The following is a 14957-nucleotide window of genomic DNA, read 5'->3' on the forward strand; positions in this document are numbered from 1 at the left end:
GACAGCGCGCTCAGCGCCGCATCCATTCAGGGCTGCCCAGCAGCAGGGCCAGCTGCAGCTCCGCCGGCTCCTGGGCCAACACGCTGCGCGTGTGTTCGCTGAGCAAAGGCGCCAGGGTCTTGAGCAGGCTGCCGCCCTGCCGGGACCCGCGCTCCACCCCAGCTATGCGCTCGTTCAAACGGCTCAGCCACTGGACCCGCTGGGACAAGGCCTCCGGGTTCATCCAGGCCGAGGCAACGTTCTTGTAGCCATCGGGCGTGGCGGCGCCGTACAGCGGCATGCCGCTCTGCGCCAGCGCACCCAGCAGGGGCTGCATGTCCTGGGGCTGGGCGTCGAGCACGCGCAAGCTGGAGAGCAGAAACTGGTAGGGCGTCTTGAACTTGCTGCGCAGATGCTCGCGCTGCCAGAAATGCTCGCTGCCGAGCAAGGTTTGCACCCAGGCCCGCAGATCACCGCCGCTGGCCAGAAAGCTGCGGCTCAGCTGGGCGACCAGCGCCTCGGGCGGATCGTCGGCGACAAAGGCCTGGGCCAGCTTGAAGCTCAGATGGCGGGCGGTGGCCGGATGGCTGGCCAGCACATCGAGCGCCCATTCGCCCTCGGCCTGACCGCGCGCCGTGACCGGCCGGCCCAGCCACTGCTTGGAGCCGTTGTCGTGGCGGCGCGGGGCGAACTCGAACAGATCGCCACTGCCCTGCCGCCCCAGCGCCCCCCGCACGTCCACCGTCCAGCCGGTCAGCATGCGGGCCAGCTCGGTGACATCCGCCTGGCTGTACCCACCGTCCACGCCCAGGGTGTGCAGCTCCATCAGCTCGCGGGCATAGTTTTCATTGAGGCCGCGCGGCCGCGCCACTTGTTCGTCACCCAGACGAGCAGGCGGGCGGAAACCCGGTGCCACGCTCTGGGCGTTGTCCAGATAAAACAGCATGGCCGGGTGCTTGGCCGTGGCGCCCAGCATCTGGCGGAAGCGCCCCCAGATATAAGGCCGAATCGCCTCGCGCTCATAACTGCCGACCAGGGCGGCCACCGGCCCCTTGCCGGCGAAGACATTGAAGTGGTTGAACCAGAACTCCAGCAGCTGCTCCTCCAGCTGGGCCGAGCTGTGCAGGGCGCGCAGCAGGCGTTGCTCGGCCGCCTGAGCCAGGATGGGGCGCACCAGCTCGCGGCGGGCCTCCTGGGCGCTGACCACACCTGCCGCGCCATTCGCCGCTGCATCGCCGGCCTTGTCCAGGCGCGCCAGGCGCCGCGCCTCCTGGTAGCGCTGCAACAGGGCAGCCTGGCTGAGCGACACCGTGTCCAGCCCCTGCAGCCGGACTTGCACCGCCTCAGGCAAGACTTGACCCCCTGCGCTGCCGCGCAGTTGCGTGGCCAGGAAACTCTCGAGCCAGGCCTCGGCGCCCAGGCGCTGCAGCGCAGCCAGATCGGCCGACCGCGGCCCGTAGCTCAGGCGGCACAGCGCGTGGACGGCCCGCTCCTGGGCCGTCAGGGGCTGCGCCAGCGGCTCGGACGGGCGGGCTTGTGCGAACACCGACCGCCATGTACCCGCCCAGGCGGCCAGGCCGCCCCAGGCCGCCGCTTGCAATCCAGATCGTCGAGACATCAACACGGCACGCTCCATCGGCCCAGACCCAGGCCCGGCTGCCATCATCTGGCACATGAGGCTGCGCCAGCGTGTCTGATTTGCAAAGATGTGCAAGCGAATGGCGCCGGCTTGGGCCTGCGCCCACTGGCATAGGATGAGCCACCGCGATTCAGGCCCCGCCGCCCGCTGCCATGTTCGAACCTGCTGCCCCAACCGTCGTCCCCACGCCCAGCCCAACCCAGCGCCTGCACGCCTTGTTCGAGGCCTGCTGGGAACGCGAGCTGGCCGAGAACCCGCTGCAGGCCAGCTATATCGGCGACCCGCGTTTCAATGCGCTTTGGCCCGATCTGTCCGAGGAGGCGCAGGCGCGCAGCGAGGCCGCCAACCGCGCGGCCCTGGCCGAGCTCGAGGCCATCGAGGCGGCAGGCCTGCCCGAGAGCGAGCGGCTCAATGCGGAGCTGTTCCGCCACGAGTTGCGCACCCGGCTCGATGTCCTGCCCTTCCATCCGCTCGCCTGGGCGATCTCCGCGCGCGAGGGCCCGCAGGCCCTCAACGAAGTGGCCGAGCTGATGCCGCTGGACACAGCGGCCGACTTCGAGGTTTGGGTGCAGCGCCTGCGCGGCCTGCCCAACTACCTGCAGCAGTACGGCGAGTTGCTGGAGCGCGCCGCCGCCAACGGCCGCACCCAGCCGCGCCTGCTGATGGAGCGCGTGCTGCCCCAGCTGGACGGCCAGTGCGTCAGCGAACCCAAGCTGAGCCCCTTCTTCAGCGCCTTCCGCCAGCTGCCCGCACGCATCGCGCCCGAGGAGGTCGAGGCCCTGCAGGCCGAAGCGCTCCAGGTGATCGCCGAGGCCGTGCTGCCGGCCTACCAGCGCTTTCGCAGTCTGTTTGCCGAACGCTATCTGCCGGCCTGCCGCGAGAGCGTGGGCATCTGGGACAGCCCGGACGGCGAGGCCTACTACGCCAACCGCATCGCCTTCCACACCAGCACCACGCTCAGCGCCGAGGACATCCACGCCATCGGCCTGGCCGAGGTGGGCCGCATCCAGGCCGAGATGCAGGCGGTGATGGACGAGCTGGGTTTCGAAGGCAGCCAGCCCGAGTTCTTCGAGCAGCTGCGCAGCGACCCGCGCCACTACTGCGGCAGCGAAGACGAGCTCTTCTGCGCCTATGTGATGGCGGCCAAAAAGATCGAGCCCGAGCTGCCCAAGCTCTTCGGCCGGCTGCCACGCATGCCTTACGGTGTGCGGCCGATTCCCATGAGCAGCGCTCCCAACACCACGGCGGCCTACTACAGCGCCCCGTCCGATGACGGCCGCCGCGCCGGTTACTACTACGTCAACCTCTACCGGCCGGAGATGCGGCCCAAGTTCGAGATCGAGGTGCTGACCAGCCACGAGGCCATGCCCGGCCATCACCTGCAACTGGCCCTGGCTCAGGAGCTGGGCGAGCTGCCCAAGTTCCGCCGCTTTGCCGGCTACAACGCCTACCTGGAGGGCTGGGCGCTCTACAGCGAGCGCCTGGGCTATGAGCTGGGGCTCTACCAAGACCCCTACTCGCGCTTCGGCCAGCTCAGCTACGACATGTGGCGCGCCGTGCGCCTGGTGCTGGACACCGGCCTGCATGCCATGGGCTGGAGCCGCGAGCAGGCGATCGACTACTTCCGCGCCCAAGCCCCCAAGAGCGAGCTGGACATCGTCAACGAGGTAGACCGCTACATCGGCTGGCCCGGCCAGGCCCTGTCCTACAAGATCGGCCAGCTGCACATGCTGGCCCTGCGGGCGCGGGCCGAGCGGGCCTTGGGCGAAGGCTTCGATCTGCGTGCCTTCCACGACATGCTGCTGGACAGCGGCGCCCTGCCCCTGGATCTGCTGGAGCGCAAGGTCAGCGACTGGCTGGCCGGCCTGCAGTTTTCCAGCGAAACGCCGAAAACCCTGAAGTCCGTCTGAGCCGGCAAGGCCTGACCCTGCGTCTTCTCAAACCGAGAAGCCTCGCTTGCTGGTTAAATGGCTGTCGCAATGCCCGGGCACACTGGACACACAAGCATCCTTCCAAGGAGACAAGAGCAATGACCGACCCCCAAGAAGCGCTGCAAAGCGAACGCATCGACACCGTGCTGGCCCTGGCCGCCAGCCGCCCGCTGGCCGCCGAGCACAAGGGCTTGATCGAGAGCTTTGGCCGCGAATATTTCGCCCGCCTCGACCCGGAAGACCTGCTGGCCCGCACGCCCGAGGATTTGCTCGGCGCCCTGCTTTCGCATCTGCAGTTCGGCGCCAAGCGCCTGCCCGGTCAGACCCTGGTGCGGGTGCAGAGCCCGGCAGTCGCCGAGCATGGCTGGGCCTCGCGCCACTCGGTCATCGACATCGTCAATGACGACATGCCCTTTCTGGTCGACACCACGACCATGGAGATCAATCGGCAAGGCCTGACCCTGCACCTGATCATCCACCCGATTTTTGCCGTCGAGCGCGACGCCGCCGGCCAGCTCAAGGCCATCGGGCCGCGCCGCGAAGGCGCCGAGGCCAGCGGCCAGCGCGAATCCTGGATGCATATCGAGGTGGACCGCATCATTGACGCCCAGCAGCGCCAGGAGCTGGTCGCCGGCATCGAGCGCGTGCTGGCCGATGTGCGCACCGCCGTCGAGGACTGGAAGCCCATGGTCGGCCGCCTGCGCCAGGTGATCGAGGAGCTGAACCAGGCCCCGGCCAGTCTGCGCGCCGCCCACATCAAGGAAAGCGTGGCTTTTCTGGAATGGCTGGCCGATGACCACATCACCCTGCTGGGCTACCGCTGCCACGACCTGGTGTTCGACCAGGATGGCAAGGAAGCCCTGAGCCTGCAGCCCGGCAGTGGCCTGGGCCTGCTGCGAGAAACCGAGCAAGAGAAACTCTCGACCGGCTACTCCCTGCTGCCGGCCAATGCCCGCGCCATGGCGCGGGCGCCCGAACCGACCGTCATGGTCACCAAGGCCAACACCCGCTCCACCGTGCACCGCGCCGGCTACACCGATTACGTCGGCATCAAGCGCTACAACGCGGCCGGCGAGGTGATCGGCGAGCACCGCTTCATCGGCCTCTTCACCTCCACCGCCTACAGCGCCCGCGTCTCCGAGACGCCCATCCTGCGCAGCCGCGTTGGCGCCATCACCACGCGCGCCGGCCTGCCGCCGGGCGGCCATCTGGCCAAGGCCTTGCAACACATCCTGGAGACCTACCCGCGCGACGACCTCTACCAGATCTCGGACGACGAGCTCTACGAAACCGCTCTGGGCATCCTGGCCCTGGGCGAGCGCCAGCGCCTGCGCCTGTTCGTCTGCCGCGACCCCTTCGAGCGCTTCTTCAGCTGCCTGGTCTATGTGCCACGCGAGGCCTACTCGACCGATATGCGCATCAAGTTCCAGCGCATCCTGATGCAGGTCTTCAGCGGCACCAGTGCCGAGTTCGATGTGCAGCTCAGCGATGCCGTGCTGGCCCGCATCCACTTCACCGTGCGCACCACGCCTGGGCAAGTGCCGCTGTACGAGCGCCGTGACATCGAGGCCAAGCTGACCGCCGCCGCCCGCCGCTGGGACGACGACCTGCGCGACGCCCTGATCGATGCCGAGGGCGAGGCCCGTGGCCTGGAGCTGTTCAAACGCTGGGGCGCCGGCTTCCCGGCCGGCTACCGCGAGCGCGTCAGCGCCCGCGCCGCCGTGCCCGATGTGCTGAAGATCGCCGGTCTGAACGGCGACAACCCGCTGGCCCTGGCCCTCTACCGCCCCTTGGGCGGCGAGGCCGGCAGCCTGGGCTTCAAGGTCTATCGCCGCGGTGCCTCGGTGGTGCTGTCCGACAGCCTGCCCATGCTGGAGCACATGGGCGTGCGCGTGCTCGGCGAGCACAACCACCGCATCGCGGATGCAGCCGGCGCCGATGCCGCGGACGGCAGCGACAGCGTGTCCCTGCACGATTTCCAGCTGCAGGCCGCCGTGTCCGACGAGATCGAGCCCGAGGCCTTGTCCAAGCTGTTCGAGGACACCTTCGCCCGGGTCTTCCGCGGCGAGGTCGAGAACGACGACTTCAACCGCCTGGTGCTGCGCGCGGGCTTGGCCAGCGACGAGATCGTGGTGCTGCGCGCCTACGCCAAATACCTGCGCCAGATCGGCTTTGCGCTTTCGCAGGCCAGCATCGAGGCCACGCTGGCGGCGCACCCGCGCATCGCCCGCATGCTGGTGGGCCTGTTCAAGCTGCGCTTCGACCCCGAGGCCCATGACGCCGCAGGCGCCACCGCCCAGGTCAACGCCATCGAGAAGGCGCTGGAGAAGGTCTCCAATCTGCAGGAAGACCGGGTGCTGCGCCAGCTGCTGGCCCTGATCCTGGCCACGCTGCGCACCAATTTCTGGCGCACCGGCATCGGCCACTCGGGCGCGCCCGGCGCCCGCCGCAGCTTCGTCAGCTTCAAGCTCGATTCGGCCAAGGTGCCGGGCCTGCCCGAGCCGCGGCCGTTGTACGAAATCTTTGCCTACTCGCCACGCTTCGAAGGCATCCACCTGCGCGGCGGCAAGGTCGCCCGTGGCGGCCTGCGCTGGTCTGACCGGCCGGAAGACTTCCGCACCGAGGTGCTGGGCCTGGTCAAGGCGCAGATGGTCAAGAACACCGTCATCGTGCCGGTGGGCAGCAAGGGCGGTTTCGTGCTGAAGAAGGCGCCACCGTCCAGCGACCGCGAGGCCTTCATGAAGGAAGGCGTGGCCTGCTACCAGGACTATCTGCGTGCCCTGCTCGACCTGACCGACAACTACGCCGGGGGTCAGGTCGTGCCACCGCCCCAGGTGGTGCGCATGGACGAGGATGACCCCTACCTCGTGGTTGCCGCCGACAAGGGCACGGCCACCTTCTCCGACTACGCCAACGCCGTCAGCGCCGAGTACGGCCACTGGCTGGGCGACGCCTTTGCCTCGGGCGGCTCCATCGGTTACGACCACAAGGCCATGGGCATCACCGCCCGCGGCGCCTGGGAATCGGTCAAGCGCCACTTCCGCGAGATGGGCCTGGACACGCAGAGCCAGGAGTTCACCGTGGTCGGCGTGGGCGATATGTCGGGCGATGTGTTCGGCAACGGCATGCTGCTGTCGCCGCACATCCGCCTGGTGGCCGCTTTTGACCACCGCCATGTCTTCATCGACCCCAATCCCGATGCAGCCAAGAGCTTTGCCGAGCGCGAGCGCCTGTTCAAGCTGCCGCGCTCCAGCTGGGCCGACTACGACGCCAGCCTGATCTCGGACGGTGGCGGTGTCTGGGCCCGCTCGGAAAAGTCGATCCCGATCTCGCCGCAAGCCCGCGCCGTGCTGGGCATCGAGGCCGAGCGTCTGACGCCCACTGAGCTGCTCAGCGCCATCCTCAAGGCGCCAGTCGATCTGCTCTACAACGGCGGCATCGGCACCTACATCAAGAGCAGCGGCGAGAGTCATGCCGAGGTGGGCGACCGCGCCAACGACGCGCTGCGCATCAACGGCGCCGAGCTGCGCTGCAAGGTGGTGGCCGAAGGTGGCAATCTGGGCTGCACCCAGCGCGGCCGGGTCGAGGCGGCGCTGCATGGCGTGCGCATCAACACCGACGCGATCGACAACTCGGCCGGCGTGGACACCTCGGACCATGAGGTCAACATCAAGATCTTGCTGGGCCTGGCCACCGGCGATGGCGAGATGACGGCCAAGCAGCGCAATGCCCTGCTGCCGCAGATGACGGACGATGTCGCCGCCCTGGTGCTGCGTGACAACTACTTCCAGACCCAAGCCCTGTCGATTGCCCGACGCCAAGGCGTCAGTCTGATCGACTCGCAGGCGCGCTTCATCCGCTTCCTGGAGCGCAATGGCCAGCTCAACCGCGCCATCGAGTTCCTGCCCACCGACGATGAGATCAAGGAACGCAAAGCCCGCGGCGTGGGCCTGACCAGCCCCGAGCTGGCCGTGCTGCTGGCCTACAGCAAGATGTGGCTGTCCGATCAGCTGATGAGTTCGGACCTGCCCGAGGACGCCTGGATTGGCACTGCCCTGGCGCGCTATTTCCCGCCCCTGCTGCGCGAGAAGTTCGCGGCCCTGATTCCGCGCCACCCGCTCAAGCGCGAAATCATCGTCACCCATGTGCTGAACAGCATGCTCAACCGCGTGGGCGCGACCTTTGTGCACCGCCTGAGCGAATCGACCGGCGCCAAGCCGGCGCAGATCGTGCGCGCCTACCTGGCCACCCGCGAGGTCTTCGGCTTTGTGCCTCTGTGGCTGCAGATCGAGGCTCTGGACAACAAGGTGCCCGATGAGGTGCAGGCCGAGCTGATCAACGAGCTGGGCCGCCTGGGCAGCCATGCCACCACCTGGTTCCTGCGCTCACGCCGCCTGGCCGAGCCCATGGAGCAGGTGTTCCAGCGCTTCACGCCGGCGGTGGATGCCTTACGTGCCCGCGTGCAAGCCCAGGCCCTGCAATCGCCACGCGCCGAAGCCTGGGTGGCCGCCGGTGTGCCGAGCGAGTTGGCGCAGGCCGTGATCACGGCCGAGGCCTTGTTCGCCGCCCTGGACATTGCCGAGATTGCCGACGCAACGCAACAGCCCCTGGGCGAAGTGGCCGATGTGCATGCCAGCCTGGGCGAACGCCTGGGCCTGGCCCGCCTGCGCCAGCAGATCGACGCCCTGCCGACCGACAGCTACTGGCAAACCCAAGCCAAGGCCGCGCTGGGCGACGATCTGGCCGGCCTGCAACGCCAGATCGCCCACGATGTGCTGAGCCATGCCGGCGAGCACAAGCTGAGCGCCTGGGAGCAAAGCAACCAGGCCGCGCTGGAACGCGCCCAACGCCTGCTGGCCGAACTCAGCGAGGCCAAGGGCGTGGACCTGGCCATGCTGTCGGTCGCCCTGCGAGAACTGCGCAACCTGGCCTGAGCTTTCTTGCGGCCATGACAAAGCCCCGCCCGGGCAAGCAGCCTGGGCGGAGTTTGTTTCTGTACCGTCAGGTTGGATCGACGGGCCGTTTTGCTCGCTGCACAGAGCAGCCACTCGGTGTTCTCGTGAGGCCCTGCAGCCCGTGCCGCTGCCGGGCTCATGGTTCCGGGGTCGGCCCTGGCGGGCCGACTTCCCTGCGCTGCTCGCGCCTCGGGGCTGGCGCATAACTCACTTCGCTCCCTGCGTTCGCTTCGTTCAGACAGAAGCGCCAAGTCAGAACTTGAAGCGCGCGTACCCGCGCGCGCCCCGAGGCGCTGTGCTGCTCGGCCCGGCACAAATCGCCCGGCAGCGGCACGGGCTGCAGAGCGCTTGCATTCGCGGTCTATGTGCCCCTCGTCGGTGGAGAACGCCATCTTCGGAGGCGGCTCGGCCCGCCGACGGGCGATTTGTGCGCGGCCGAGGGCGCAGCGGAGCGGCTCAGGCGCGCGCCGAAGCTTGCTTCAAGCGCGCTTCAAGCTCTGACTCGGCGCCACTGTCTGACCACAGTGAGCGCAGCGAACGGAGGGAGTTTGGCGCCGCTGAGCCGCGCAGTGAGCACCGAGGGGAGTCGGCTCGAAGAGCCGACCCGCGAACCATGAGCCCGGCGGCGGGCCGGGCCACCGCAGCGAGAAAGATCAATCAAGACAGCGAAGGTCCGCAACGTGCCGATTGCTGCCTCCAAACTCGCTTCTCAACGCCCCGGCGTGAAGATCTGATCGAACACACCACCGTCGGCAAAATGGGTCTTCTGCGCCGTGCGCCAGCCGCCGAAAACCTCATCGACCGTGATCAGCTTGCTTTGCTTGAATTGCTTGGCATAACGCGCAGCCACCTTGACATCGCGCGGGCGGTAGAAATGGCGTGCTGCAATATCCTGGCCTTCCGGCGTGTAGAGAAATTCCAGATAAGCCTGCGCCTGCTTGCGTGTGCCGCGCTTGTCCACCACCTTGTCCACCACGGACACCGGCGGCTCGGCCAGGATGCTGAGGCTGGGCGTCACGATCTCGAACTTGTCAGCACCCAGCTCCTTCTGCGCCAGACAGGCCTCGTTCTCCCAGAAGATCAGCACATCGCCAATGCCACGTTCCGTGAAGGTGGTCAGCGAGCCGCGCGCGCCCGAGTCCAACACCTTGGTATTGGCATAAATGCGTTTGACGAAGGCCTTGGCCGATTCGGCATTGCCGCCCGGCTGGCTCAGGGCAAAAGCCCAGGCTGCCAGATAGTTCCAGCGCGCGCCGCCCGAGGTCTTGGGATTGGGGGTGATCACATCCACGCCGCAGCGAGCCAGGTCCGGCCAGTTGCTGATGTGCTTGGGGTTGCCCTTGCGCACCAGGAAGACAATGGTCGAGGTGTGAGGGCTGGCATTGTTGGGCAGGCGCTTCTGCCAATCCACAGGCAGCAGTTTGCCCGCGTCATGCAGAGCGTCGATGCCATAGGCCAGGGACAGGGTCACGACGTCGGCTTCGAGGCCGTCAATCACCGAGCGCGCCTGCTTGCCCGAACCACCATGCGATTGCTTGACCGTCAAGGTCTCGCCGGTCTTGGCTTTCCAGTGCTTGGCAAAGGCGTTGTTGAATTCCTGATACAGCTCACGGGTCGGGTCGTAGGACACATTGAGCAGGGTGGTTTGAGCCTGAGCCAAGCCAGCGCCGCCCAGTGCGGCAGCGGCAGCCCAAACGGAAAGAGTACGACGCAAGAGGTTCATGGCAGGCAAAGGGCTGCAAGGCAGCGCAAAGAGGTGAAGGGATGCGCCGGACTGTAGGTAGGGGGCCCCGGGCCGCAAACAAGAAGAATCGGTTTGCTTATGCAAAAAACGAGCAAGCTCTGAATGTGCCGATAGCCAGCGAATAAGCCGAGGAACGATCCTGGGGTTGGGCCTGATGCAAGCTCTTACAGGCTCCAGCCCGTTCGGTGGCTTCAGCGGGAATTCACCGCCGTTTTTCAGGGTTAGCACCATGCCCGAACGCGGCCCCTGAACGCACCATCGCCAGCCGCAAGAACAGCGATCGATCCGCAGCTCTTGCAAGCCCTGACCCTCTGCACAGCCCCATGAACAGGGACTTCAGCTCGGATCAGGCTGTTCATCCCCAACCGGAGATCTGCGATGACCTACCGCCGTACCCCCCGCAACACCCCACACCCAGTTTCACTCGCCAGCCTCAGCGCGCGCCTGACCCTGGCCGCCAGCCTCGGGCTGCTCGCGGGCGGAAGCTTCGCCCAAACGGCCGCCAGCGGCGTCGCGGCCAAACCCGACGAAGCCACGCCCCAGATCGTGGGCGGCACCGTGACCACGCCCTACTCCCGCCCCTACCAAGTGGCGCTGCTCATGAACGGCCGCCAGGGTTGCGGCGGCACCCTGATCAGCCCGAACTGGGTGCTGACGGCTGCGCACTGCGTGGACGGCGCATCCACCGCCAGCCTGACGGTGCAGGTCGGCGCGCACAGCATCAGCCGGCGCGATGGGCAGAACATCCGGGTCAGCCAGATCATCAGCCACGAGAACTGGCGCGGCGCGCAAGGCATCCGCTCCGGCTGGGACATTGCCGTGCTTCGCCTGGCCAGCCCCGCACCGGCCAACATCACGCCGGCCAAGCTGCCCACCGCGGCGATCGAATCGCAAATCGCGGGCGTGGGCCGCTATGTCACCGTGTCTGGCTGGGGCCTGACCAGCAACGGCGGCAGCCCCAGCGATGTGCTGCGTGAGGTCAACTTGCCGGTGCTGAGCAACTCCGCCTGCAGCAGCGAGATGGCCTTCAACCTGCCGGCCTCGGTGATCTGCGGCGGCGGCACCGGCGGCGTGTCGGCCTGCAACGGTGACAGCGGCGGTCCGTTTGCGGCCAGCGCCAACGGCAAGTTCTACAGCATCGGCACGGTCAGCTGGGGCAACTCCTGCCGTGGCGCGACGGTGTTCACACGAACCAGCAGCTATCTCGACTGGATCGCCCAGCGAACCGGCGTGCGCCCGGACACCGATGTGCCGCCCGACCAGGCACCTGTGGCCCGCTTCAACGCCACCGTCACCGGGCTCAACGTTGTCTTCACCGATGCCTCCACCGACGACAAGGGCATCAGCCGCTGGGCATGGAACTTCGGTGATGGCAGCAGCTCCACCCAGGCCTCGCCCAACCATGCCTACGCAAGCGCAGGCAGCTATACCGTGACCTTGACGGTCACGGACACGGCCAACCAAAGCAACACCAGCTCGCAAGTGCTGCGCGTGGGCGGTGGCGGAGACACAGGCTGCGGCGGTGTGGCGGCCTGGAGCGCCACCAAGCTGTACGCCATTCGCGATGTGGTCAGCTACAAGGGCAAAAAGTACCAGGCCATCTGGTGGTCGCAAGCCGCGCAACCGGACATCTACAGCAACGTCTGGTCCGCGCAAGGCAGCTGCAACTGAGCGGGCCTCGCCTTTGGCGAGCTGCCCCTGGCATTGAGCCCCGCCACGCTGCGTGAGCCGGGGCTCGTGCGCCACGGGGCCAGGAGGCCGCCTGCTTGCGGGGCGGCCTCCTGCGCTTTGAAGGGCTACTCGCTGCTGTCATCAAGACAGGCTCACAATCAGCCTCCATCTCCCAGGAGGCATTGATGACCGAATCCACGCCCATCGAGCAGCAAGCAGCGCCCGGATCCGCACAAACGGCACATCCCTTCGCCCACACCCTGCGCCACTTCGAGTTCGGCAAGGCTCGCAGTGGCCGCTTGTTCTCGCTGCCGGCCTTGAGCGTGCAGTACCCGCAGATCACGCGGCTGCCGGTCAGCCTGCGCATCATGCTGGAGTCCCTGCTGCGCCACTGCGGCGAGCCGGGCGTGACGCCCGAGCATGTGGCCCAGCTGGCGCAATGGCAGCCGGTGTCGGCCGAGCCGCGCAGCCTGGAGATCCCCTTCCCCGTGGCCCGCGTGGTGCTGCAGGATTTCACCGGCGTGCCCCTGCTGGCCGACCTGGCCGCCATGCGCGATGTCGCCACCAGCCTCGGCCTGCCCGCCAAGAACATCGAGCCCCTGGTGCCGGTGGACCTGGTGGTGGACCACTCGGTGATGATTGACCACTACGGCAGCGCCGACGCGCTGGACCTGAACATGAAACTGGAATTCCAGCGCAACCGCGAGCGTTACCAGTTCATGAAATGGGGCATGCAGGCCTTTGACACCTTCCGCGTCGTGCCGCCCGGCTTCGGCATCGTCCACCAGGTGAACCTGGAGTATCTGGCGCGCGGCGTGCACAAGAGCGGCCCCAAGGACGACAAGGGCGCCAAGCTCTACTACCCCGACAGCCTGGTCGGCACCGACAGCCACACCACCATGATCAACGGCATTGGCGTGGTCGGCTGGGGCGTGGGCGGCATCGAGGCGGAAGCTGCCATGCTGGGCCAACCGGTCTATGTGCTGACGCCCGATGTGGTCGGCTTCGAGCTGCGCGGCGAGCTGCGCGAGGGCGTCACCGCCACCGACCTGGTGCTCAGCGTCACCGAGATCTTGCGGCGCGAGAAAGTGGTCGGCCAGTTCGTCGAGTTCTACGGCCCTGGTGTGGCCCGCCTGAGCGTGCCTGACCGCGCCACCATCGCCAATATGGCGCCCGAGTACGGCGCCACCATGGGCTTCTTCCCGGTGGACGAGAAAACCCTGGACTACTTCCGCGGCACCGGCCGCACCGGCCGCGAAATCGCCGCCTTCGAGGCCTATTTCCGCGCCCAGGGCCTGTTCGGCATCCCTGGCACGCCCGAGGCCTCACCCGAGCTGCAACAGATCGAATACAGCCGCCGCATCGTGCTCGATCTGGGCCAGGTCACGCCCTCGCTGGCCGGCCCCAAGCGGCCGCAGGATCGCATCGAGATCACCCACCTGAGCCAGCGCTTTGCCGAACTCTTCAGCTCGACGGACAGCGCCAGCGGTTTCAACCAGCCGGCCGAAAAGCTCACGCAGAGCTTCCCCACCCGCAGCGGCCTGGCCCTGCGCAATGGCGATGTGCTGATCGCCGCCATCACCTCCTGCACCAACACCTCCAACCCCAGCGTGATGCTGGCCGCCGGCCTGCTGGCCAAGAAGGCGGTGGAGGCCGGCCTGCGCGTGGCCCCGCACATCAAGACCTCGCTGGCTCCGGGCTCGCGCGTGGTCACCGAGTACTTGCAAGTGACCGGCCTGCTGCCCTATCTGGAGCAGCTGGGCTTCAATGTGGCGGCCTATGGCTGCACCACCTGCATCGGCAATGCCGGCGACCTGACGGCCGAGATCAAAGAAACCATCACGGCCAATCAGCTCATCTGCGCCGCCGTGCTCTCGGGCAACCGCAACTTCGAGGCCCGCATCCACCCCAACCTCAAGGCCAACTTCCTGGCCTCGCCGCCCCTGGTGCTGGCCTATGCCCTGGCCGGCAATGTGCAGGTGGACCTGATGACCGAACCGGTGGGCCGCAACAGCGAAGGCCGCGAGATCTTCCTGGGCGACATCTGGCCGCACAGCGATGAAGTCCATGCCCTACTCAGCCAGGCCATGAACCCCAAGACCTTCCGCGCCAACTACGAGCAGGTGGAGCGCAAGCCCGGCAAGCTCTGGAAGCAGATCGAAGGCGTCAGCGGCGACAGCTACGACTGGCCCAGCAGCAGCTACATCGCCCGCCCGCCCTTCTTCGCCGGCTTCGAGATGCAGCCCCCGCAAAGCGGCGCAGCTGGCGCAGGCAGCGCAGGCGGCGTGCAGGGCGCCCGCATCATGGCCTTGTTCGGCGACTCCATCACCACCGACCACATCTCGCCCGCCGGCTCCATCAAGGCCAGCTCACCGGCCGGGCTCTACCTGCAGGCCCAAGGCATCAAGGCCGTTGACTTCAACAGTTACGGCAGCCGCCGCGGCCACCACGAGGTGATGATGCGCGGCACCTTTGCCAACGTCCGCATCAAGAACCTGATGCTGCCACCCGGCCCCGACGGCCAGCGCATCGAAGGCGGCCTGACCCTGCAGCAGCCCGGCGGCGAGCCCCGCCCCATCTACGACGCCGCCATGGCCTACCAGGCGGCCGGCGTGCCGACCGTGATCTTTGCCGGCGAGGAATACGGCACCGGCTCCAGCCGCGACTGGGCAGCCAAGGGCACGGCGCTGCTGGGCATCAAGGCCGTGGTGGCTCGCTCCTTCGAGCGCATCCACCGCGCCAACCTGGTCGGCATGGGCGTGCTGCCCCTGCAGTTCCTGCCCGGCGAGAGCTGGCAAAGCCTGGGCCTGCGCGGCGATGAAGTCATCGATATCGTCATCGACGGCGAGCTGACACCGCAGCGCCAGGCCGAGCTGCGCATCCACCGCGCCGATGGCACACAGCGCAGCGCCCCGCTGCTGCTGCGCATCGACACACCGATCGAGGTGCTGTACTACCAGCACGGCGGCATCCTGCCCTTTGTGCTGCGCGACTTGCTGCGGGCTTGAAAAAAGGACGGGCGCAAGACGCCCGTCCGT

At 67.5% G+C, this 14957-nt stretch carries 6 protein-coding genes; 4 read left to right on the top strand and 2 right to left on the bottom strand.

Annotation, left to right across the window (positions count from 1 at the left end; genetic code table 11):
• Window positions 1-10: 10 nt before the first annotated feature.
• Window positions 11-1597: a DUF1800 domain-containing protein gene (locus OOB33_RS18835; RefSeq protein ID WP_271009771.1), complete on the bottom strand. Its 1587-nt coding sequence runs from the start codon at window positions 1595-1597 to the stop codon at window positions 11-13.
• Window positions 1598-1770: 173 nt separating this feature from the next.
• Between OOB33_RS18835 and OOB33_RS18840 the strand changes: the two genes are divergently transcribed.
• Together OOB33_RS18840 and OOB33_RS18845 are read left to right on the top strand one after the other, a co-directional pair.
• Window positions 1771-3528, top strand: a complete 1758-nt coding sequence (locus OOB33_RS18840) for a DUF885 domain-containing protein (protein ID WP_271009772.1) — start codon at window positions 1771-1773, stop codon at window positions 3526-3528.
• A 119-nt stretch (window positions 3529-3647) separates the two neighbouring features.
• Window positions 3648-8483, top strand: a complete 4836-nt coding sequence (locus tag OOB33_RS18845; RefSeq protein WP_171828081.1) for an NAD-glutamate dehydrogenase — start codon at window positions 3648-3650, stop codon at window positions 8481-8483.
• 730 nt (window positions 8484-9213) lie between these two features.
• On the opposite strand, the gene OOB33_RS18850 is transcribed toward OOB33_RS18845, so the two are convergent.
• A complete protein-coding gene (locus OOB33_RS18850) occupies window positions 9214-10227 on the bottom strand; it encodes a sulfate ABC transporter substrate-binding protein (RefSeq protein WP_102767098.1) in 1014 nt (337 codons plus the stop codon).
• Window positions 10228-10626: 399 nt separating this feature from the next.
• Here OOB33_RS18850 and OOB33_RS18855 point away from each other — a divergent pair, with 399 nt between their 5' ends.
• Window positions 10627-11919, top strand: a complete 1293-nt coding sequence (locus tag OOB33_RS18855) for a trypsin-like serine protease (protein ID WP_271009773.1) — start codon at window positions 10627-10629, stop codon at window positions 11917-11919.
• Window positions 11920-12104: 185 nt separating this feature from the next.
• Window positions 12105-14927: an aconitate hydratase AcnA gene (gene acnA / locus OOB33_RS18860; RefSeq protein ID WP_271009774.1), complete on the top strand. Its 2823-nt coding sequence runs from the start codon at window positions 12105-12107 to the stop codon at window positions 14925-14927.
• Window positions 14928-14957 lie beyond the last annotated feature (30 nt).

Source organism: Paucibacter sp. B51, assembly GCF_027863535.1.
GTDB lineage: Bacteria > Pseudomonadota > Gammaproteobacteria > Burkholderiales > Burkholderiaceae_C > Paucibacter_A > Paucibacter_A aquatilis.

What these genes read in the sequence shown, in the direction of transcription:
- acnA (WP_271009774.1), top strand. Translation starts at nt 12,105, where the DNA reads ATGACCGAATCCACGCCCATCGAGCAGCAAGCAGCGCCCGGATCCGCA.
- OOB33_RS18855 (WP_271009773.1), top strand. Translation starts at nt 10,627, where the DNA reads ATGACCTACCGCCGTACCCCCCGCAACACCCCACACCCAGTTTCACTC.
- OOB33_RS18840 (WP_271009772.1), top strand. Translation starts at nt 1,771, where the DNA reads ATGTTCGAACCTGCTGCCCCAACCGTCGTCCCCACGCCCAGCCCAACC.
- OOB33_RS18845 (WP_171828081.1), top strand. Translation starts at nt 3,648, where the DNA reads ATGACCGACCCCCAAGAAGCGCTGCAAAGCGAACGCATCGACACCGTG.
- OOB33_RS18835 (WP_271009771.1), bottom strand. Translation starts at nt 1,597, where the DNA reads ATGTCTCGACGATCTGGATTGCAAGCGGCGGCCTGGGGCGGCCTGGCC.
- OOB33_RS18850 (WP_102767098.1), bottom strand. Translation starts at nt 10,227, where the DNA reads ATGAACCTCTTGCGTCGTACTCTTTCCGTTTGGGCTGCCGCTGCCGCA.